19 protein-coding genes are annotated in these 19,978 nt (G+C 60.0%); 8 read left to right on the top strand and 11 right to left on the bottom strand.

Annotation, left to right across the window (positions count from 1 at the left end; translation table 11 throughout):
- Window positions 1-95: 95 nt before the first annotated feature.
- Window positions 96-863 carry a DODA-type extradiol aromatic ring-opening family dioxygenase gene (locus WBB95_RS18300; protein WP_424488874.1) on the bottom strand — a complete coding sequence of 256 codons (768 nt, stop codon included), beginning with the start codon at window positions 861-863 and terminating at the stop codon, window positions 96-98.
- A gap of 103 nt (window positions 864-966) precedes the next feature.
- Here WBB95_RS18300 and WBB95_RS18295 point away from each other — a divergent pair, with 103 nt between their 5' ends.
- A complete protein-coding gene (locus WBB95_RS18295; protein ID WP_424488873.1) occupies window positions 967-1,623 on the top strand; it encodes a thiopurine S-methyltransferase in 657 nt (218 codons plus the stop codon).
- Between the two features lie 365 nt (window positions 1,624-1,988).
- Here WBB95_RS18295 and msrB read toward each other — a convergent pair whose 3' ends face one another.
- Entirely contained in the window at window positions 1,989-2,381 is a 393-nt protein-coding gene (msrB, locus tag WBB95_RS18290) for a peptide-methionine (R)-S-oxide reductase MsrB (protein WP_424488872.1), read from the bottom strand.
- Window positions 2,382-2,583: 202 nt separating this feature from the next.
- Between msrB and WBB95_RS18285 the strand changes: the two genes are divergently transcribed.
- From WBB95_RS18285 to WBB95_RS18270, 4 genes are all read left to right on the top strand, one after another.
- On the top strand, window positions 2,584-3,795 hold the full coding sequence (locus WBB95_RS18285) for a pyridoxal phosphate-dependent aminotransferase (RefSeq protein WP_058411776.1): 1,212 nt from the start codon (window positions 2,584-2,586) through the stop codon (window positions 3,793-3,795).
- 304 nt (window positions 3,796-4,099) lie between these two features.
- On the top strand, window positions 4,100-4,987 hold the full coding sequence (htpX, locus tag WBB95_RS18280; protein ID WP_424488871.1) for a protease HtpX: 888 nt from the start codon (window positions 4,100-4,102) through the stop codon (window positions 4,985-4,987).
- 262 nt (window positions 4,988-5,249) lie between these two features.
- Window positions 5,250-5,735 carry a glutathione peroxidase gene (locus WBB95_RS18275; RefSeq protein WP_424488870.1) on the top strand — a complete coding sequence of 162 codons (486 nt, stop codon included), beginning with the start codon at window positions 5,250-5,252 and terminating at the stop codon, window positions 5,733-5,735.
- On the top strand, window positions 5,732-6,196 hold the full coding sequence (locus tag WBB95_RS18270; protein ID WP_424488869.1) for a MarR family winged helix-turn-helix transcriptional regulator: 465 nt from the start codon (window positions 5,732-5,734) through the stop codon (window positions 6,194-6,196). The genes WBB95_RS18275 and WBB95_RS18270 overlap by 4 nt, the downstream gene beginning before the upstream one ends.
- Here the strand turns inward: WBB95_RS18270 and WBB95_RS18265 are convergent.
- Window positions 6,177-8,486: a response regulator gene (locus WBB95_RS18265; protein WP_424488868.1), complete on the bottom strand. Its 2,310-nt coding sequence runs from the start codon at window positions 8,484-8,486 to the stop codon at window positions 6,177-6,179. The genes WBB95_RS18270 and WBB95_RS18265 overlap by 20 nt on opposite strands.
- A gap of 163 nt (window positions 8,487-8,649) precedes the next feature.
- On the opposite strand from WBB95_RS18265, the gene WBB95_RS18260 reads away from it, so the two are divergent.
- Complete coding sequence (locus tag WBB95_RS18260; RefSeq protein WP_424488867.1) at window positions 8,650-9,540, top strand: ATP-binding protein; 891 nt, start codon at window positions 8,650-8,652, stop codon at window positions 9,538-9,540.
- Window positions 9,537-10,019: a GAF domain-containing protein gene (locus tag WBB95_RS18255; protein ID WP_424488866.1), complete on the top strand. Its 483-nt coding sequence runs from the start codon at window positions 9,537-9,539 to the stop codon at window positions 10,017-10,019. Before WBB95_RS18260 ends, WBB95_RS18255 begins: the two co-directional genes overlap by 4 nt.
- A 39-nt stretch (window positions 10,020-10,058) precedes the next feature.
- Here the strand turns inward: WBB95_RS18255 and WBB95_RS18250 are convergent, their stop codons facing one another.
- The 8 genes from WBB95_RS18250 to WBB95_RS18215 all read right to left on the bottom strand — a co-directional run bounded on the left by WBB95_RS18250 (window position 10,059) and on the right by WBB95_RS18215 (window position 18,849).
- Window positions 10,059-13,697, bottom strand: coding sequence for a transporter substrate-binding domain-containing protein (locus tag WBB95_RS18250; RefSeq protein ID WP_424488865.1), 3,639 nt, complete (start codon window positions 13,695-13,697; stop codon window positions 10,059-10,061).
- An 8-nt stretch (window positions 13,698-13,705) separates the two neighbouring features.
- Window positions 13,706-14,329 (bottom strand): response regulator, encoded by a 624-nt coding sequence (locus tag WBB95_RS18245; protein ID WP_424488864.1) that lies wholly within the window; start codon window positions 14,327-14,329, stop codon window positions 13,706-13,708.
- A gap of 255 nt (window positions 14,330-14,584) precedes the next feature.
- Window positions 14,585-14,980: a response regulator gene (locus WBB95_RS18240; protein WP_424488863.1), complete on the bottom strand. Its 396-nt coding sequence runs from the start codon at window positions 14,978-14,980 to the stop codon at window positions 14,585-14,587.
- Window positions 14,981-15,149: 169 nt separating this feature from the next.
- On the bottom strand, window positions 15,150-16,481 hold the full coding sequence (locus WBB95_RS18235; RefSeq protein ID WP_424488862.1) for a deoxyguanosinetriphosphate triphosphohydrolase: 1,332 nt from the start codon (window positions 16,479-16,481) through the stop codon (window positions 15,150-15,152).
- A 72-nt stretch (window positions 16,482-16,553) separates the two neighbouring features.
- Window positions 16,554-17,717 carry an EAL domain-containing protein gene (locus tag WBB95_RS18230; protein ID WP_424488861.1) on the bottom strand — a complete coding sequence of 388 codons (1,164 nt, stop codon included), beginning with the start codon at window positions 17,715-17,717 and terminating at the stop codon, window positions 16,554-16,556.
- Between the two features lie 93 nt (window positions 17,718-17,810).
- A complete protein-coding gene (locus WBB95_RS18225) occupies window positions 17,811-18,146 on the bottom strand; it encodes a hypothetical protein (protein WP_424488860.1) in 336 nt (111 codons plus the stop codon).
- Window positions 18,143-18,532 (bottom strand): phage holin family protein, encoded by a 390-nt coding sequence (locus WBB95_RS18220; protein WP_424488859.1) that lies wholly within the window; start codon window positions 18,530-18,532, stop codon window positions 18,143-18,145. Before WBB95_RS18220 ends, WBB95_RS18225 begins: the two co-directional genes overlap by 4 nt.
- 2 nt (window positions 18,533-18,534) lie before the next feature.
- Entirely contained in the window at window positions 18,535-18,849 is a 315-nt protein-coding gene (locus tag WBB95_RS18215) for a DUF883 family protein (protein WP_016972096.1), read from the bottom strand.
- Between the two features lie 345 nt (window positions 18,850-19,194).
- Between WBB95_RS18215 and WBB95_RS18210 the strand changes: the two genes are divergently transcribed.
- On the top strand, window positions 19,195-19,978 hold a 784-nt coding region (locus WBB95_RS18210; protein WP_424488858.1), incomplete at its 3' end, for an ammonium transporter.

The raw sequence follows: 19,978 nt of genomic DNA, 5'->3' as shown, positions 1-19,978 counted from the left end.
AATGCGGTGTGTCAATCAACAGGTTTGGTGGCTGACACACCGCATTCGCGAGCAAGCCCGCTCCCACATTTACATCTCTTACATTTAGATCTGTGTCAGCCGAAGCGGTAGATATCCATCCCAAGAGCACCCAGGGTGAACCCTTGGTGCGCCACGCTGAAATCCCCGCCGGCGCCGCGCGCGAAGTACAGCGGCAACAGGTGTTCATCGCTGGGGTGGCTGCGCACGGCATGCGGCGCCTGGTGGCGATAGTCGTGCAGTGCCGCTTCATCGTTGGCCGCGAGTTTATCCACCACCCAATCCCTGAAGTCCCGCGCCCAAGGCTCAATGCTTTCAGGCCCGGCGCGCCAGTCCAGCTCGCCCAGGTTATGGGTGATGCTGCCGGAGCCGATCAGCAGCACGCCTTTCTCGCGCAGGCTGGCCAGGGCGTGCCCGACTCGCGTTTGCAGGGCCGGACCCATACGGCTTGGCAATGACACCTGAACCACTGGGATATCCGCCGCCGGGTACATCAGCGACAGCGGCACCCAAGTGCCGTGGTCAAAGGGGCGGCGGTCATCGGTGCGCGCCTCCAGGCCGTCGGCGTGCAGCAGCGCGACAATGTCACCGGCCAGCTGCGGGTCGCCCGGCGCCGGGTATTGCACGGCAAACAGCTCGCGAGGGAAACCGCCGAAGTCGTGCCAGGTTTCCGGGGCGGGGTTGCCGGTCACCAGGAGTTCGTGACTTTCCCAATGCGCCGACACCACCACAATCGCCTTCGGCCGTGGCAGCTCAGCCGCCAGACGCCGTAGCGCCGGGCCACTGGCGCCGGGTTCGAGGGCGAGCATGGGCGAGCCGTGGGAGATAAACAGGCTGGGGAGCATAAGCAGGTCCTGAGCGTTAAGATGGGCTCATCTTCAATCAGATCATTGATCTAAATCTAATATAAGTTTTAGCGCCTTTTGATCGAATTTTCAGGGTGATTCCATGGAGCCTAAGTTTTGGCAAGAGCGCTGGGCGCGCAATCAGATCGGCTTTCATTTGCCCGAGGTTAATCCTTATCTGCAAAGGCATTGGCCGCGACTGGCGCTTCCCGAGGGGGCGAAGGTGTTGGTGCCGCTGTGTGGCAAGAGCCTGGATTTGATTTGGCTGGCCACCCTTGGGTATCGCGTGATGGGTGTGGAGCTGTCGGATCAGGCGGTTGAGGCGTTCTTCAGTGAGCAGGGGCTCACGCCTCGGATCAGTCAGCGCGGGGCCTTCACGGTGTACCAGGCTGGCTTGATCGAGGTGTGGTGTGGGGATTTTTTTGCGCTTGATGCTGAGGCGGTGGCCGAGTGCACGGGGCTGTATGACCGCGCGGCGTTGATCGCGTTGCCGCCGTTGATGCGGGCGCAGTATGCCGGGCATTTGAACGGCCTTTTGCGGCCGGGCTGCCGGGGGTTGCTGGTTACACTGGATTATGATCAGGCGCAGAAGGCGGGGCCGCCGTTTGCGGTATCGGATGATGAGGTGAGGGTGTTGCTCGGCGCGCGTTGTGTGCTGGAGGTGGTGGAGGAGCGGGATATTTTGGGGGAGAGCTGGAAGTTTTTGCAGGATGGGGTGGTGCGGCTTGATGAGCGTGTGTATTGCTTGAGGTGGGGGTAGGTGGGGGCTTATCCGGTGGTGGGGTAAGGGCTGCTTATGGTTCCGCCCTTACGGCGGCTCACTTTGGAAAAGCCCCAAAGTAAGCAAAGGGCTCTTGCCCCTCCACTCGGCACCTCGCTTAGGCTCGGCGTTCGGCCATCGTGGTTAACGGGGCGCCTGAGATCAAGATCTAAAGCACGGCGGCCTGAAAGCCGACCTGAGTGGTTGAAGCAAGGGCCAGATCAAGGGCAAGTGCAAAAGCGGTTTGCTTTTCGGTGGGAGCTGGCTTGCCTGCGATGCAGGCACCTCGGTCTATCAGTGACACACAGCCGATGCCATCGCAAATGTGGGAGAGAGCAACCCCACATACACAAGTGTTGCCTGCACTAGCGCGGGACGAGGTCCAGGCACACCGAGTTGATGCAGTAGCGCAAGCCGGTTGGTGGCGGGCCGTCCGGGAAGACGTGCCCCAGGTGCGCGTCGCACTTGGCGCAAGTGACTTCGGTGCGGATCATGCCGTGGCTGACGTCACGGATTTCGATCATGGCGCTGTCGGCAATCGGCTCGTAGAAGCTCGGCCAGCCGCAGCCGGAATCAAACTTGGTGGTCGAATCGAACAGCGGCTCGTTACAGCAAATGCAGTGGTACACACCGTCGGTCTTGGTGGCGTTGTACTTGCCGGAAAACGGCCGTTCGGTGCCTTTGAGCCGGCACACGTTGTATTGCTCTGGGTCGAGCATCGCTTTCCATTCATCAATGGTTTTCTGCAGCTTTTCCATCGGTACACCTCGGCAACTGAAAAACCCTGATCTGTGTCTTTTCCATGGATCAGGCGGCACGTATGATTGCGCCTCTTCAAAACGCCAGTCTGGCACCCGCGCAACCGGCATTCAAACGTATTTATGGGTGCGGGCCCCGCAGGTTTCGCAGTACGGTAGTGTCCACACCGTCTGGATCGTTCATTTTCAGGATCACATCGCCATGCAGGTCAGCAAATCGAACAAGCTCGCCAACGTCTGCTACGACATTCGCGGCCCGGTGCTCAAGCACGCCAAACGCCTGGAAGAGGAAGGCCATCGCATCCTCAAGCTGAACATCGGCAACCCGGCGCCCTTTGGTTTCGAAGCGCCGGACGAAATCCTTCAGGATGTGATCCGCAACCTGCCGACCGCCCAGGGCTATAGCGACTCCAAAGGCCTGTTCAGCGCGCGCAAGGCCGTGATGCAGTACTACCAGCAGAAACAGGTGGAAGGTGTCGGCATCGAGGACATCTACCTGGGTAACGGCGTGTCCGAGCTGATCGTGATGTCCATGCAGGCCTTGCTCAACAATGGCGACGAAGTGCTGGTGCCAGCACCGGACTACCCGCTGTGGACGGCCGCCGTGACCCTGGCCGGCGGCCACCCGGTGCACTACCTGTGCGACGAAGGCGCCGACTGGTTCCCGGACCTGGCCGACATCAAGGCCAAGATCACCCCGAACACCAAGGCCCTGGTGATCATCAACCCGAACAATCCTACCGGCGCCGTGTACTCCAAGGAAGTGCTGCTGGGCATGCTCGAACTGGCACGCCAGCACAACCTGGTGGTGTTTTCCGACGAGATCTACGACAAGATCCTCTACGATGACGCCGTGCATATCTGCACCGGTTCCCTGGCGCCGGACCTGCTGTGCCTGACCTTCAACGGCCTGTCCAAGTCCTACCGCGTGGCGGGTTTCCGCTCCGGCTGGATCGCCATTTCCGGCCCCAAGCACAACGCCCAGAGCTACATTGAGGGCATCGACATGCTGGCCAACATGCGCCTGTGTGCCAACGTACCGAGCCAGCACGCCATTCAGACCGCGCTCGGCGGCTACCAGAGTATCAACGACCTGGTCTTGCCCCAGGGCCGCCTGCTGGAGCAACGCAACCGTACGTGGGAGTTGCTCAACGCGATCCCGGGCGTCAGCTGCGTGAAGCCCATGGGCGCGTTGTATGCCTTCCCGCGGATCGACCCGAAAGTCTGCCCGATCTTCAACGACGAGAAGTTCGTGCTCGACCTGCTGCTGTCGGAAAAGCTGCTGGTGGTTCAAGGAACAGCGTTCAACTGGCCGTGGCCGGATCACTTCCGCGTCGTGACCTTGCCGCGTGTGGATGACCTGGACATGGCCATTGGTCGCATCGGCAACTTCCTCAAGTCCTATCGCCAATAACGGATGTTGCGCTGTACGACCGGTATTCGGTCGTACAGTGAGTATCTGGCAACACTTCTTTGCTGCTTAACCCTTCGCTTCAGTCGCGGCACACCATGGATCGGTCAGCCCCCTATAATTACGGGACGGCGAGGCAAGAATGTGGTGAAGTCGGCCGGCTTTCCAGCTCGGAAATTCCCTTCAAGGCTCTACATTCAGGCTGTAGGACACAGTTTGAAATAGTCGCTCGGTTGAATCACCCCAAGGCGCACCTTATATACCCCGCAGTACGCGACATATTAAGCATGAGGAGAATTCTACAACCATGATGCGCATCCTGCTGTTCTTGGCCACTAACCTGGCGGTCGTGCTGATTGCCAGCATCACCCTGAGCCTCTTCGGCTTCAACGGGTTCATGGCGGCCAACGGGGTTGACCTGAACCTCAATCAGCTGCTGGTTTTCTGTGCGGTCTTTGGTTTCGCCGGCTCGCTGTTCTCGCTGTTCATCTCCAAGTGGATGGCGAAGATGAGCACCAGCACCCAAGTCATCACCCAGCCACGCACCCGGCATGAGCAATGGTTGCTGCAGACCGTCGAGCAACTGTCCCGCGAGGCCGGCATCAAGATGCCCGAGGTCGGGATCTTCCCGGCCTATGAAGCCAACGCCTTTGCCACCGGCTGGAACAAGAACGACGCGCTCGTTGCCGTGAGCCAGGGCATGCTGGAACGCTTCTCCTACGAAGAAGTGAAGGCCGTGCTGGCTCACGAAATCGGCCACGTGGCCAACGGTGACATGGTCACCCTGGCGCTGGTGCAGGGCGTGGTGAACACCTTCGTGATGTTCTTCGCGCGAATCATCGGCAACTTTGTCGACAAGGTGATCTTCAAGAACGAAGAAGGCCGTGGCATTGCCTATTTCGTGGCGACCATCTTCGCTGAAGTGGTCCTGGGCTTCCTGGCCAGTGCGATCACCATGTGGTTCTCGCGCAAGCGCGAGTTCCGTGCAGACGAAGCCGGTGCACGCCTGGCCGGTACCGGTGCGATGATCGCGGCGCTGCAACACCTGCGCTCCGAACAAGGCTTGCCGGTGCATATGCCGGACAGCCTGACGGCGTTCGGTATCAACGGTGGCATCAAGCAGGGTTTTGCACGGATGTTCATGAGCCATCCGCCGCTGGAAGAGCGTATCGACGCACTGCGTCGTCGCGGCTGATAGCCAGCACTGCAAAAAAGGGGAGCGATTTGATCGCTCCCTTTTTTTGGGTTTTAAATGGTCATCCCGACCCAGTTAAAGCACAGCGGCCTGACATCCAACCTGAGTGACGTGGACAAAAAACCGCTCCCACAATGGAACCGAGTGAGGGATAACACATGGTTGCTGGCTGATAACACACCATCAATTCGGCCAATTAAATTGCACGCAATTAAATTGCCTACTATCTTTCACGTTCTTTCCCCTTATTCGAGTCACTGCCATGAGCGAAAAACTGCTGAGCATCCCGTGCACCACCATCAAGGGTGAACAAAAGACCTTGGCCGATTTCGCCGGCAAGGCCATTTTGGTGGTCAACACGGCCAGTAAATGCGGCTTCACCCCGCAGTACAAAGGCCTCGAACAGCTCTGGCAGCAGTACAAGGATCAGGGGCTGGTGGTACTGGGTTTCCCTTGCAACCAGTTCGGCAAGCAGGAGCCAGGTAACGAAGGCGCGATTTCCGAGTTCTGCGAGCTGAACTTCGGCGTCAGCTTCCCGCTGTTCAAAAAGATCGACGTCAATGGCAGCGACGCCCACCCGCTGTTTGTTCAACTGAAAAAACAGGCGCCGGGTTTGCTGGGCTCCAAGGGCATCAAGTGGAACTTCACCAAGTTCCTGATTGGCCGTGACGGCCAGGTGGTCAAGCGCTTTGCTCCGACCACCAAACCCCAGGACCTGACCCAAGAGATCGAAGCCCTGCTCAAATGACCGAAGCCCCTGATGTGTCGCTGGCCCTGGACGACCAGTTGTGTTTCAAGCTCTACGCGGCCTCACGGGCGGTGACGCGTGCCTACAAGCCGATGCTCGATCAGTTGGGCCTGACGTATCCGCAATATGTGGCGATGCTGGTGCTGTGGGAGTGGCATGCCACAACGCTGGCGCAACCCACGGTCAAGGCGCTGGGTGAACGGTTGATGCTCGACTCAGGCACGCTAACGCCGTTGCTCAAGCGCCTTGAACAGCTTGGCTTCGTGCGGCGGCAGCGCAGTGCTCGCGATGAGCGGGAAGTGCATCTGGGGCTGAGCGAGGCGGGCGTGAGGCTTCACGACGCCGCGCACGCCCTGAAAACCCGACTGCTCTGTGACAGTGGCGTCGACCTCAACCAGGCCGATGCCCTGCGTGACGGCCTCGACCAGTTGCTGGCGCAGATCAAAGGCTTGTCGACTTAGGCACCCACAGGTCCAGCAGGGCGTTAAGCTCTTCGCGGCGGAACGGCTTGGCCAGGTAATCATCCATACCCGCCGCGCGGCAGCGCTCGCGCTCCTCCGACAGGGCGTTGGCGGTCAAGGCGACAATAGGCAGGTCCGGCCAGCGTCCGCTGCGACGAATCTGCCGACTGGCTTCGTAGCCGTCCATCACCGGCATATTGCAGTCCATCAACACCATATCGAAACGCGGCCCTTCGAGGAGCTTCAGCGCTTCGCCACCATGGGCGGCCACGATCACCTCGCACCCAAGCTTGCCGAGCATGCCCTTGGCCACCAATTGATTGACCGGATTGTCCTCCACCAACAGGATGCGCGCCCGGTGTGCAAGGGGCGCGGCGTCTATCTGGATGGGGTCCAGAATCAGTTGCTCGTCGCTGCGCAGGTTGCGTTGCAGGATCTGGTACAGCGCATTGCGGCTCAAGGGTCTGGCCTGCTGCTGCAATGGCCCGAGGGCGGCCACTTCCTCGCTGGGCATGAAGTTGCCGTAGGCGGTGACCAACAAGATCGGGGCCGTAATGGCCGGACGTAGACGGAACAGGCACTCCGGGCAATCCGTGATCAGCAAGTCGGGCGTCAGCCCGCTCAAGTCATCGTCCTGGGAATAACAGCGAGGCGTCAGTCCCCAATGCGGCAGCAAGGTGGTCAGTAACTCCGTTAGGCCATTGCTGCTGCTGGTGATGACAATCACCTCACCGGCCAGGTGTGCCTGCCGCGCTGCCGGCAAATGTGGAGGCAGCGGCAGATCGGCGCAGAACTGGCTGCCAAAGCCCACCTCCGAGCTGATACTCAAGCGGCCCTTCATCGCTTCGCACAGGTTGTGCGTCAGTGCCAGGCCCAGGCCCGTGCCGCCAAACTGGCGGGTGATGCCTGCGCCGGCCTGGGTGAAGGGTTGAAAAATCTTGACCTGCGCGTCTTGCGCAATGCCGATGCCGGTGTCGCACACCTCAATGTTCACCCGGCCCTCGTGGGCGCTCAGGCGCACATCGACGCGGCCGAAACGGGTGAATTTCAACGCGTTGGAGAGCAGGTTGCTGACGATTTGCCGCACGCGGGTCGGGTCGCCGATCACCTGGGCAGGAAACAGCGGGTCGATCAGGCAGGTCAGCTCGACACTGGGTGCAGCGTTCTGCGACAGCAGGTTGGCGGTGTCCTCCACCAGTGAGCCGAGATCGAACGGAATACGCTCAAGCTCCAGCTGGCCGGCATCGAATTTGGACAAGTCGAGGATGTCGTTGAGCAGCTCCACCAGCACTTTGCCAGAGTCATGCGCGATGGACAGTTGCTGGCGTTGCTCGGCATTCAACGGGCTGTCCAGCGACAGCGCGATCATGCCCAGTAAGCCGTTGAGCGGCGTGCGGATTTCATGGCTCATGTTGGCCAGGAACGCCGCGCGCGCCTGGGCCATGCCCACGGCAGTCATCTTCGCGGCTTCCAGCTCATCGTTGGATTGGCTCAGGCGTTGGTTGCTGGCTTTGAGCTCAAGGGTGCGCGCCGAGACGATGTCTTCCAGTTGCCCCAGGTATTCAGTGAGGCGGTCCTCGGCGTGGCGCCGCTGCTGGATTTCGGCCTCCATGTTTTCGAACTGCTGGTTGGCAACACTGACCAACACGCCGATTTCGTCGTTCTCGTGGCCCGGCGGGCAGTCCAGGTGGGCCTGCTTACTGGTGCTCAGCGCGCGGATGATGCGCACCAGCGGCTGGGTCAGCATCACGTAGAACAGGCCCAGCAGGATTCCGGTCAGCAACAGGCTGCGGGCAAAGCCGTTGAGCAGGGTGATCTCGGCGCGGCGCAGGAAACGGCTGCCGAAGGCGTAGGTGTCGACGTCCAGGCGCAGCATGCCGAGGGCGTCGTTGGGCATGTGGCTGAGGTACAGGCGGTCTTCGAACTGGCGGTTGGCGCCAAACAGGAAATCGCTGATCGGCCGGTAGGTGCTTTCTTTTGGCGGGCGATTGACGTCGGCCAGTACCACCCCATTGTTGTCGATCAGTTGCGCGCGGGTAATCGCCGGGGAGTGCAGCAGGCCCAGGGTCAGTTCCTGGGCGAGTTCTGCATCAATGTTGTAGGCGATACGTGAGGCCGGGTTATGACTGATTTCGAGCAGTGAGCGTATTTCACGGTTGATGGATGCGTCTTCACTGGCATAATCAATGCCGATTTGGATCAGGCTGAGCAAGGTTCCCAAGACGAAACCGACCAGCACAGTCAATCTGGCTTGTTTATAAGACAAGCGGTGGGCGAACTTGATATCCATCGGGTGTTGAACCACTTCACGTTTCCCTTCGCCCGGCAAGCATAGCTGAACATCCACAGGCTCTCGCTTGTCCGGCATGAATCGATTTTTACGCAGCCTCGTGCGGTCTGCCGCAGGGTTGCCAATACGCCATCTTTTGCAAGAACTTGCCAGAGGAATAATCGTGGATTCTCGATTGAATGCCTTTCTTGAGCGGGCCGATGCAGTGCTCGCCCGCCTTGAACCCCTGTTGCCCGCGCCACGCCAAACCATCGATTGGAACCAGTGCCTGGCTGCTCGTTGGCAGCGCGAAGGCCGCAGTGGCTTCCTGATGCCGCTGGAAGTGAGCCTGGACATGCGCCTGTCCGACCTGATCGGCGTGGACAAGCAGCGTGAAACCCTGGCCCGCAACACCCAGCAGTTCCTGGATGGCCTGCCCGCCAACCACGCGCTTTTGTGGGGTTCGCGTGGCACCGGCAAATCGTCCATGGTGCGCGCCTTGCTCGCCCAGCATGCCAAAGCCGGCTTGCGCCTGATCGAGATCGAGCGTGACCACCTGGCCGACCTGCCGCGAGTGGTCGAGCAACTGCTCAAGTTGCCGCAGCGTTTCATTCTGTTCTGCGACGACCTCTCGTTCGAAGCCGGTGAGGGCGATTACCGCGTACTCAAGAGCGTGCTCGACGGCTCCCTGGAGCAGGCGCCGGAAAACGTGTTGCTGTATGCCACCTCCAACCGTCGTCACTTGGTGCCGGAAAACCAGAGCGACAACGACAACTGGAAGCGCGTGGACGGCGAATTGCACCCAAGCGAAGCGGTAGAGGACAAGATTGCCCTGTCGGACCGTTTTGGCTTGTGGCTGTCGTTTTATCCGTTCAACCAGGAACACTACCTGGATGTGGTGGAACACTGGATCGGCGAACTGGCGAGCAAGGCCGGTTTGCAATGGCAGCGCGATGAAGCGCTCGACATCCTGGCGGTACGCTGGTCCACCGGACGCGGCAACCGCAATGGCCGTTGTGCGTATCAATTCGCCCGTTACTGGGTGGGTCTCAAGTTGCTGGAGCGTCAACCATGATCGATTTACAACAGGCCGGCACCGGTCTGGATGGCTACGCCATGCTGTGCGCGCAGCTGGAATCGCTGCTGGCCGATGAGCGAGATTTCATCGCCAACAGCGCACAGTTCTCCGCGTTTCTGTTCAACCAGTTGGACGACCTGAACTGGGCCGGCTTCTACCTCAACCGCAACGAAGAGTTGGTGCTGGGCCCGTTCCAGGGCCAGATTGCCTGTGTGCGTATTCCGTTTGGTCGGGGCGTGTGCGGGGCGGCGGCAGCAACGCGGCAAACCCAGCGGGTTGAAGATGTGCACGCGTTCCCCGGGCATATCGCCTGTGACAGTGCCTCAAATAGCGAGCTGGTGGTGCCGCTGGTCAAAGACGACCGACTGGTCGGCGTCCTCGACCTCGACAGCCCGTCGCTGGCCCGCTTCACCCAGCAGGACCAAGCGGGTATCGAGCAGTTGGCGGCGATTTTCCTGCGTTTGACCGACTGCTGATCGGCTGCTGCAGGAGCGAGTGGCCACATTCGCTCCTGCCTACAGCGGCGCGTCCAGGGCATTCAGGCGCATTTGCAGCATCCTCTCCAGTTCCAGCATGCATCTCTCCAGGGTCTTGATTGCGGTTTCGATCGCCGCCTGATCATCCCCTCGGGCACATGCCTGTTCCAGCGCTTCGCATTGGCCGGCCAACGCCACGGCCTGCACGATGCGCGCGGCCCCCTTGATCTTGTGTGCCTGGTCAATGATGGCTTGTGCCGATGCCTGCCGAGCTGACAGCGTGACCAGTTCCTGGCGGTCGTGGCAGCTGCTGCTCAACAATTCCTCAAGCAGGCGGCGACTCAACTGCGGGTCGCCTCCCGTCAGCGCGTCCAGGCTGCTCAGGTCCAGCTGGACACCAGACGATTGCGGCTCGATCTGCGCCAATTGACGCTCCAGCGCCGTTAGGCTGATCGGTTTGAACAGGCAGTCGTTCATCCCGGCTTCGGCGCAACGCAATTTTTCTTCTGGCTGGGCATTGGCGGTGAAGCCCAGTACGACGCAGGGCGGCAGTTGTTCGCGCTGTTCGTATTCGCGGATTGAACGACTGAGCTCGTAGCCGTTCATGATCGGCATGTTGCAGTCGGCAATGACCAGGTCGAAGCGTTCCTGGCGCCAGGCGTGGAAGCCGGCAGCGCCATGCTGGGCCGCGGTGAACTGATGCCCCAGGTAACCCAGTTGCTGGCACATCAACAGCCGGTTTGCCGGATGGTCGTCCACCACCAGCACGTTGAGCACTGGCGCAGGTGCAGGCGCGACGGGCTTGAGTTCGGCCACCGGGTGAAGCGGCGCCAGCCGGGTCATTTTCAAGTGAATATGCACCTGGGTGCCCACCATCGGCACGCTGCTCAGGCTCAATTGGCCGCCCATCATCGCGCACAGGCTGCGGCAGATCACCAGCCCCAGGCCTGCACCGCTGCGGGCCAGGTGCCCGGAGTTGTCCGCTTGGGCAAAGGGTTCGAACAGTCGCAACTGGTCATCGCGACTGATGCCGATGCCGGTGTCTTCCACCACCAGTTTCATCTCGATCTGCTGCGCTTGATCAGTGGGTTGCACGTCCACCCTGATTTTGACCTGCCCACGCTCGGTGAACTTGATGGCATTGCTGACCAGGTTGGACAGCACCTGCTTGAAGCGCAGCGGGTCGATCAGCACGTCGGTATCGTCGAACTCGGGTTTGAATTCCAGCAGCAGGCTGAGGGTTTTCTGACGCGCCAGGCCATCGAATACACGCGCTACCGATTCGATGACCTCCCGCAGGTTCACGCGCTCCGGGGCGAGACTCAAGCGGCCGGACTCGATGCGGGCAATGTCGAGGATGTCGCCGATCAACTCCAGAAGGTCTTTGGCCGAGTTGTAGGCCACTTCAATCGCCGGGCGATCAAGATGGCCCTGGTCGGCCCGTTTGAGGGTCAGCTCCAGCATGCCGATTACCGCGTTCATCGGCGTGCGGATTTCATGGCTCATGGTGGCAAGGAACGTGCTTTTGGCACGGTTGGCTTCGTCGGCGCGTTCCTTGGCGGCGCGCAACTCGTCGAACAGCTGGCGCCGCTCACTGATGTCGATCCAGCCACCGATGATGCCCTGAACTTCGCCGACCGAGTCACGGTAAGGCAGGATCCAGTGGTAGATCGTGAGTTTTTTCCCGTGGATATGCAGGGTGCGATCCAGAATCAGCGGGTTGCCTTCCGCCACCACTCGCTGGTAGTCGGCGTGGTATTGCGCGGCTTCCGTGTCGAGGGCCATGTTCATCTGGATCGCACTTTTGCCGATCACCTCTTCGCGCTTGACCTCGAACACTTGCAGGTAACTGTCATTGCAGGTCTGCAGCAAGCCGCTGCGATCGCGCACATAGATCGGGTGTGGGGTTTCATTGACCAGCGCACGCATGAACTCGAACTGATCGTTGAGGGCCCGTTCCGCCATTTTCCGGTGCTTGATCTGCCGACGCATGTAGGCATTCCAGGTCAGGGAAATCAGCAGCAGCAGCCCGGTGCCGATGATGATTTGCGCGATCAACTGGTGGTAATTGCGCCAGTAGCTGTCAGGGGCGGCGGTGTAGCCTCGCCAGCGGCTGTTGATGATGCCCAGTTCGTCCGGAGCAATGCTGAGCAATGCCTTGTCGAGGATCGAGCTCAACTCCGTTGCCTTGCGCGAAGTGGCCAGGGTAAAGGTGGCGGGCACCGTGCCGACGCTGGTGCTGATCTGCAGTTTGTCCTGGAATACCTGAGACGAGAGGAAGTAGTTGGCGATGACCAATGAGTTCACGGCGCCGTCCACTTGCCCTTGTGCCAGCAGTTCCGAGGCCTTGAAGGTGTCACTGGTTTCCACCAGTTGAACCAGTGGGAAATCCTCGCGCAAGACTTTTTCCAGAGGGTTGCCCTGGGTGATCGCCAAGCGTTTGCCGGCCATCTGCTCCAGGCTCAAGGGCGCACCGGGTTCCTTGCGGGTCAACAGCACGTAGGAGTTTTCAAGGTAGGGCCGGGTGAAACTCAGCAGGGTTTCTCGTTCGGCGCTGGGAACGATGGCACCGATGATGTCGGAGTTGCCGCTGTCGATCTGTCCGATCATCGCATTGACGTCGCGGCCACGCTGGATGTCAAAGCGCAACCCGGTGCGCAGGCGAATCAGCTCCAGCAGGTCGGCGGTGATGCCGCGAAAGTTGCCATCGGCATCAAAGAACGTCAGGGGCGCGAAGGTTTCGTTGACGATCACCTTGACCACCGGGTGGTCCCGCAACCAGCGTTCCTCACGCTGGCTCAACTGCAGTTTCTGGTCGCTCAACAGGATGTCGCTGCCGGCACTCCAGCGTTTGGCAATGCTCTCCCGTTTATTGGTGGGCACGGCCGTCAGCACGGCGTCGACGATACTCAGGAGGGTGCGCTGGTCCTGGCGCAGTGCAAAGCTGAACCCATAGGCCTCATGCTTGCCGAAATTGGCCATGCGGATGTTTTTCAGGTAGCCCTTGTTGATCATGTAATGGGTGGAAATGGTATCGCCAATGAACACATCGGCCTGGTCGAATGCGACCGCGTTCAAGGCATTCTGATAGGACGGGTAGGCGCGGATGATGGCGTGCGGGTACAACTTCTCCACTTCACTGAGCGGCAGGTAATGGTAGACAAGGCTCACGCGGAGCCCGGCGAGGCCATCTGCGAGGCTGCGTGTTTCACCTTCGCGGGTAACCAGCACCGGTTGATCCACTGCGTAGGGCTCTGACAGCGTGAGGTTCGGGTTGGCGGCCTCAAACCCGTTGGAGGAACCCAGCAAGTCGATTTCGCCGGTTTCAAGCGCGCGAATCGACGCCTCTCGGGTGGGGTAACGCAACACTTTTACCGGCAACGCCAGCGCCTTGGCCAACAGCCCCGCGTAGTCGGCGGTGAGCCCCTCGTAGTCTCGGCCACTGGACGTCAGGTCGAAGGGCGGGTAATCGGGCGCGGCAGTGCCAAGCACCAACTCGCGTTTGTTCTGCAGCCACTGGCGCTGAGCCTTGTCCAGTTGAATGTCCAGTTGAGCGGCACTCGTACGGCTCAGTAAGGTGAAGTGTTCGGGGCCGGCTGGCGGGCCCGCGGGCACGGCAGTGCTGATGCACATACCGGCAATCAATATAATCAAATAGTCCTTTATACGCCTGGGCATCCGCTTTCTCACACTAGCGCGTTTCGTTTTGCCATCTCGATAAGTTCTACCAAGGATTTGGCTTTGAGTTTTTGCATAAGCCTCTTTTTGTAGGTGCTGACAGTTTTATTACTAAGAAACATGCCTTTGGCTATTTCCTTGTTTGTGCGGCCTTGTGCAAAAAGTTGCAAAACCATTAACTCGCGATCATTCACTGTTTTGAACAGTTCCAACTCTTCGGAGTTGCATTCCGCTCCGCCGCTATTCAATGCCTGGCTGGGGAAATAGTTGTAGCCGGACAAGACGGCGCGGATCGCACTCAGTAACTCACTCAGGTCACCCTCTTTGCAGACATAGCCGTCCGCGCCGGAACGCATGCAGCGCGTGGCGAACAACGTGGGGCACTGAGCGGTCAGGATGAGCGTTTTCATCGGCGTGTTCATGGCGTTGAATCGGCAGAGCACTTCAAGCCCGTCCAGCTTCGGAATGCTGATATCCAGAATGATCAAGTCGGGCAGGCACTCGCGAACCATCTGTATCGCATCACAGCCGTTGTCCGTTTCGCCGACGACTTTATACCCTTCGTGTTCCAACAACATGCGAATGGCCAGCCTGATAACGGGATGGTCATCAATGATAAAAACCGTGTTCATAATCACATTCCATGCAAGTGCAAATAAAGCGGGCACATTAGCTCAGAAGATGAGGCAGGCGCATGAGCGTTGGGGTGAGTAGATATAAAACAGGAGAATTCCTACAATAAAAAAGGTAGAGGCCTACCATCTGCTAAGGCTTTGCGACATCAGACGTCAGCTGCTTTTTAATCGTGGGCATCCTTGGTGGTGCCAGAGGGCTGGCGGTGGCTTGCGGTTATTTTTCATAGGGGCTTAGTGTTTAAAGCCCTACATTTATAATCGGACCAGAGGCGTAATCAATTTGGCAAGTTCGTCTTTGTTCAAGGGTTTCGACAAGTAACCGAGGAGCGGCAGGCCACGCTGCAAGGCTTGCTCGGTCAGGTTGTACAGTTCCGTCTGGGGCAACCCGCTCAAGAGAATGGCGCCGATGATGAAGTGTCGGCGACTGGCAATTTCCACCAGTTCCAGCCCCGGCAAATCCGGCAGGCATTGGTCACACAGCATGAGGTCAAAAGGCCCCTGGGATCGTGACATTGAACGGATGGCCTGTTCGGCATTTTCCGCGAGGGTCAGGTGATCGAAGCCGAAGCTTTTAAGCAGGCACTGGGTGGCCAGGAGCTGAAAGGGGTGATCCTCCACCAACAGGATTCGAAGGGGGTGTCTGGGCATAAAAGGCACACGGGTCAGTCAAGCATCGATCGGGGCGTAGGAATTACTCGCCAAGTCCGCCAGAAGCGTGCGTGATTATTCTTCGGATGGGTGTGCGAATTCGATCAGGCCGCTCTGTTCCCGTCGTAGGCAGATTCTGTTCGGGCAACAGGCGGCGTGAGCGGCTTCTTTATTGCGGGCTGGAGCGTCCGGTCATCTCCCGTGCCATTTCGGTGGCGTAGCTGTCGGTCATGCCGGCGATAAAGTCGATCATGCGCAGGAACGAAGTGTGCAACGGCCACGCCGGGTCCGGTGCGTTATTGCCCAGCAAGTCGAGGATGCGCCGATTCTTGAACGACGGCGTGCGCCCGCCATGTTGCTCCAGGGCCGCACCGCAGAAGGCATTCAGCAGGATTTCCAGGGTGGTGTAGGCGCCGATTTCATGCAGCGTCTTGCGTTTGTCCTGGAAGATTTTCTTGCGCGCCATGTCTTTGGCATCGAGGACGCAACGTTTGGCCGGGCCGTGCATGTGCTCCACCAGGTCGCCCGGCAATGTGCCGGCGAGCAAGGCGTCCTGCTGTTCGACAAAGGCCCGCGCCGCCGCATTGGTCAGGTGCTCGATCGCCTTGCCGCGCAGGATCGCCAGCTTGCGCCGGCGTGAGTCCTGCACACCGAGTTGCCGATAGGTCTGCGGCAGGTCGTCGCCCACCAGGTCGAGCAGTAATGACTCGACCTCGGCGTATTCCAGCAACTCCATTTCCAGGCCGTCTTCGAGGTCGATCAAGGCGTAGCAGATATCGTCCGCCGCCTCCATCAGATAGACCAACGGGTGACGGGCCCAGCGTTGTTCTTCAAGTTGCGGCAGGCCGAGTTTGCTGGCGATCTGTTCAAGGATCGGCAATTCGCTCTGATAACAGCCGAACTTGTGTTTCTTGTAACCCAAAGAGTCGGCGTGGCGCGCGGTCCAGGGGTACTTCAGGTAGGTGCCCAGCGTGGCGTAGGTCAGGCGTGTGCCACCGTCGAACTGGTGGTATTCAAGCTGGGTGAGCACCCGAAAGCCCTGGGCGTTGCCTTCAAAATTGAGGAAGTCATTGCGCTCGGCGCTGCTCATGTCGTCCAGCCAACCACGCCCGGCGGCTTGCTGGAACCAGTGGCGAATGGCGTCTTCACCGGAATGCCCGAACGGCGGGTTACCGATGTCATGGGCCAGGCAGGCCGATTGCACCACCATGCCCAGGTCGCTCGGGTCGCACCAGTCGGGCAGGGCGCTGCGCAGGGTTTCGCCGACGCGCATACCCAGCGAGCGGCCAACGCAACTGACTTCCAGGGAGTGGGTCAGGCGGGTGTGGATATGATCGTTGCTGGACACCGGGTGCACTTGGGTCTTGCGGCCCAGGCGGCGGAACGCGCCGGAGAAAATGATCCGGTCGTGGTCTTTGTGAAACGGGCTGCGGCCCAGTTCTTCCGGGCTGTGCAGGGGTTTTCCAAGTCGTTCGCGGGTAAGCAGGGTGGGCCAATCCAAGGCGAGTACTCTCCGTGCAGTGAATGACACCGCCCAGCTTCCCGGTTCCGCCTTGGCGGGGCAAGCGAAAATCTACAGGCCGGCCGCATCGATATCGATTAACAGCAAACGCTGACCGTTATCGAAGAATTGTCCTGCGGTCAGGCAGTACTGGTTAGTGGTGGCATCCCGGTAGGTCGAGGAAAGAATCAGGCGCCGCTCCTCCCAGCCTTCGGCGAGCAGGTGGTAGAAGTACGGCCGCCACGACCAGTTATGCCCCAGGTAACGGCTGTCGGCTTGCCAGGCGTCGTGACGCCATTCGAAGTTGGGCGTCAGTTGGGTGCCATGGCGGTCACACTGGTAGAAGCGCAGCAGCCAGGGGAAGTCCGGCAATTGCGGCAGTTGGCTCAGCGGCGCCTGGCCCTGGGCCCAGGTTTGCAGGATCTTCATCAGCTCCACCAACTGCAGGCGCAGTTGCATGACGCGCCCGCGTTCCAGCAGTTTTTGCTGGACGTACGCCGTGCGCAATTGCGCAAAACGCGCCACAAAGGCGTCAGTGGCAAACCAGTCAAGCTGGGCCTGGGCGAACAGATAACCCTGTACATACCGTGCGCCGCATTCCAGCGCGAAGCTCAGCTGCGCTTCGGTTTCCACGCCTTCGGCAATGATCCAGCAGCCGGTCTTCTCGGCCATCTGCGCCAGGGCCCGCACCACTTCACTGCTGGGCCCGCCGCGCGCGGCTTCCTGAAACAGGCGCATGTCCAGCTTGAGAATATCCGGCTGCAACGCCAGCACGCGGTCGAGCTGCGAGTAGCCGGCGCCGAAATCATCGATGGCAATGCGCGCGCCGGCCTCGCGATAACGTGCGACGACGTCGGCCAGGCGCTGAATGTCGCCGCCCAGTTCGGTGATCTCAAACACGATGCGTTGCGGGTCGACGCCATGGGCGTGGACTTGTTTAAGGCTGGGCAAGGCCTGGCCGGGGCGCAGGCGGTTGATCCAGCGCGGCGAGATGTTCAGGCTCAGAAACCAGTCTTCGGGTGCTTCATGCAGGCGGCTCAGGGCGTTGTCGCGGATCTGCCGGTCGAGGCGACGCAAGGTCACGCCCGGCGTGCGCGGGTCGGCGAACAGCGGGCCGACGGACTGCAAACGGCCATCGGCCTGGCGCAGACGGCCCAAGGCCTCGACGCCGGCGATGCGCCCGGTGGCGGTGTCGATGAATGGCTGGAAGCAGGCGAGCGGTTGCCCGTCGATCACAAGGCCTCCTTAGAAGCATTGGCGAAAAAAAGGCCCGGCCCTCGATAACGAGGGCCGGGCCGTTTCTGTTTGCAAGAATGCAGCCAGCAGTGCTTATCCTTTGCGCCCAGCCATGGCCAATTTGATCAGCGGGATCAAACCGGCACCCAGCCGTACCAGACGCGTCAGGCTGCTGGTACCGCCGCCTTTGGCACCTTTGCCGGTGAAGAAACCCATCAGCGTCACAGCGGCCACGCCCCACAGAGGCGCGTGCTTGATGCCCAGGCTGTCCTGCCAATTGCTGCCCATGTTGCGCACCTTGTGCAGGGGCGCCATGAGCTGCTGGGACTCGTGGCGGATTTCCTGGCGATGCATTTCCATGCGCAGGCGAATCAACGCCTTGCGCATTTCGCGGCGGGACGTGGTGTGCGGAACTTCAGTCAGGCTCATGGCAGCAGGCGCTCCCGGTCATTGGCCAGTTCTTCAAGGGTGGCGTGGAAGGGCGTGGACTCATCGAACACGGCCGCTTTCAAGCGCACACCGCAGAAGGCCGCGGCCAGGGTGTAGAACACGCACAGGCAGATAATCCCGGTGAGCCGGTAGCCGGTGTCCCACACGAGGATCATCACCAGCGTCGACAACCCCACCAACAGCAGCAGGGCAAACACCAACGCCAGGCCGGCGAATAACAGCAGGCTGACGGTGCGCGCCTTCTGCTCCTGCAGTTCGATGCCAAACAGTTCGACGTGGCTGTGCAGCAAGCCCAGAACGGCCGCGCCCAGGCGTCGGGAGGTGGAACTTGTGCCCGTTGACGAGCCGGTTTCGCCGATAGACATGATTAGCGCCTTGTAGCCAACAGACCGATCAAAAAGCCCACGCCGGCAGCGATACCGACTGACTGCCAAGGGTTGGCCTGTACGTAATCTTCGGTAGCAGTCACTGCCGCCTGGCCGCGTTCACGCAAGGAGTCTTCGGTCAGTTGCAGGGTTTCGCGGGCCTTGAGCAGGCTGTCGTGGATCTTGGTGCGCAACTCGTCTGCCTGGTCACCGGCCAGGACGGCAGTGTCGTCCAGCAGCTTTTCGGTGTCACTCACCAGGGTTTGAAAATCTGCCAACAGTATTTCTTGAGCAGTCTTTGCTGTTTTTCTGGCCATGGTTATCTCCGTGAGTGGCTGATCGGTACGTGTGGTTTCGAGTCACCGGCATCGGTGAAGGTTCACAACAATTGTGTGGTACAGCTTTTGCTTTGCCTTGGTGCGCAGGCCGAGGGTCTGCGCTGAATATGGGCGATGAGGCCTGAAGCCTTCAAAAACCTTACCCTAAATCACTGAAATTCGCGGAAAAACCCTGTCGGTAACGGCCTGTTGTGTTGATCGCTGCGCTAAAGCGGTTCACGCCCTCTGAAGAGGGGCGGGACCGGTGGTGCCAATTTGGTGCGCGACACCTCAAGCCGAACCGCTTTGGTGCTTTTTGCCTTTAATGCGGGCCTGCCAACCTCCATGGAAAATTTGCAAAGTGCGGTGGACACCCTTGTCCACAGTTCCAACACCCTGTTTATTTTGATCGGTGCGGTCATGGTTCTGGCCATGCACGCCGGTTTTGCGTTCCTGGAAGTCGGCACTGTGCGCCAGAAAAACCAGGTCAACGCCCTGTCAAAAATCCTCAGTGACTTCGCGATCTCAACCCTCGCTTATTTCTTTATAGGCTATTGGATCTCCTACGGCGTGAGCTTCATGCAACCGGCGGCCGTCATCAGCGCGGATCACGGTTATGGCCTGGTGAAATTTTTCTTTCTGCTGACTTTTGCTGCAGCGATCCCGGCGATTATTTCCGGGGGGATTGCCGAGCGTGCAAAGTTCGCTCCGCAGCTGTGTGCCACTGCGCTGATCGTGGCGTTTATCTACCCGTTTTTCGAAGGCATGGTGTGGAACGGCAATTTCGGCCTGCAAGCCTGGCTGCTTGCGACCTTTGGCGCGCGCTTCCACGACTTCGCCGGTTCCGTGGTGGTGCACGCCATGGGCGGCTGGCTGGCGCTGGCGGCGGTGCTGTTGCTCGGGCCGCGCAACGGGCGTTACCGCGAAGGGCGACTGGTGGCCTTTGCACCGTCGAGCATTCCCTTCCTGGCCCTGGGTTCGTGGATTTTGATCGTCGGCTGGTTCGGCTTCAACGTCATGAGTGCGCAAACCCTGTCCGGGGTCAGTGGGCTGGTGGCGGTCAATTCGTTGATGGCGATGGTCGGTGGCACGGTAGCGGCATTGGTGATCGGGCGTAACGACCCAGGCT

The sequence above is a fragment of the Pseudomonas sp. genome, assembly GCF_049645325.1.
In the GTDB taxonomy this organism is placed as follows: domain Bacteria; phylum Pseudomonadota; class Gammaproteobacteria; order Pseudomonadales; family Pseudomonadaceae; genus Aquipseudomonas.
The sequence above is the reverse complement of the archived record's forward strand: the minus strand, read 5'-3'. Positions and strand labels throughout refer to the sequence as shown.

Coding starts and splice junctions, on each gene's coding strand:
- WBB95_RS18300 (WP_424488874.1), bottom strand. CDS start 863: ATGCTCCCCAGCCTGTTTATCTCCCACGGCTCGCCCATGCTCGCCCTC.
- WBB95_RS18295 (WP_424488873.1), top strand. CDS start 967: ATGGAGCCTAAGTTTTGGCAAGAGCGCTGGGCGCGCAATCAGATCGGC.
- msrB (WP_424488872.1), bottom strand. CDS start 2,381: ATGGAAAAGCTGCAGAAAACCATTGATGAATGGAAAGCGATGCTCGAC.
- WBB95_RS18285 (WP_058411776.1), top strand. CDS start 2,584: ATGCAGGTCAGCAAATCGAACAAGCTCGCCAACGTCTGCTACGACATT.
- htpX (WP_424488871.1), top strand. CDS start 4,100: ATGATGCGCATCCTGCTGTTCTTGGCCACTAACCTGGCGGTCGTGCTG.
- WBB95_RS18275 (WP_424488870.1), top strand. CDS start 5,250: ATGAGCGAAAAACTGCTGAGCATCCCGTGCACCACCATCAAGGGTGAA.
- WBB95_RS18270 (WP_424488869.1), top strand. CDS start 5,732: ATGACCGAAGCCCCTGATGTGTCGCTGGCCCTGGACGACCAGTTGTGT.
- WBB95_RS18265 (WP_424488868.1), bottom strand. CDS start 8,486: ATGGATATCAAGTTCGCCCACCGCTTGTCTTATAAACAAGCCAGATTG.
- WBB95_RS18255 (WP_424488866.1), top strand. CDS start 9,537: ATGATCGATTTACAACAGGCCGGCACCGGTCTGGATGGCTACGCCATG.
- WBB95_RS18250 (WP_424488865.1), bottom strand. CDS start 13,697: ATGCCCAGGCGTATAAAGGACTATTTGATTATATTGATTGCCGGTATG.
- WBB95_RS18245 (WP_424488864.1), bottom strand. CDS start 14,329: ATGAACACGGTTTTTATCATTGATGACCATCCCGTTATCAGGCTGGCC.
- WBB95_RS18240 (WP_424488863.1), bottom strand. CDS start 14,980: ATGCCCAGACACCCCCTTCGAATCCTGTTGGTGGAGGATCACCCCTTT.
- WBB95_RS18225 (WP_424488860.1), bottom strand. CDS start 18,146: ATGAGCCTGACTGAAGTTCCGCACACCACGTCCCGCCGCGAAATGCGC.
- WBB95_RS18220 (WP_424488859.1), bottom strand. CDS start 18,532: ATGTCTATCGGCGAAACCGGCTCGTCAACGGGCACAAGTTCCACCTCC.
- WBB95_RS18215 (WP_016972096.1), bottom strand. CDS start 18,849: ATGGCCAGAAAAACAGCAAAGACTGCTCAAGAAATACTGTTGGCAGAT.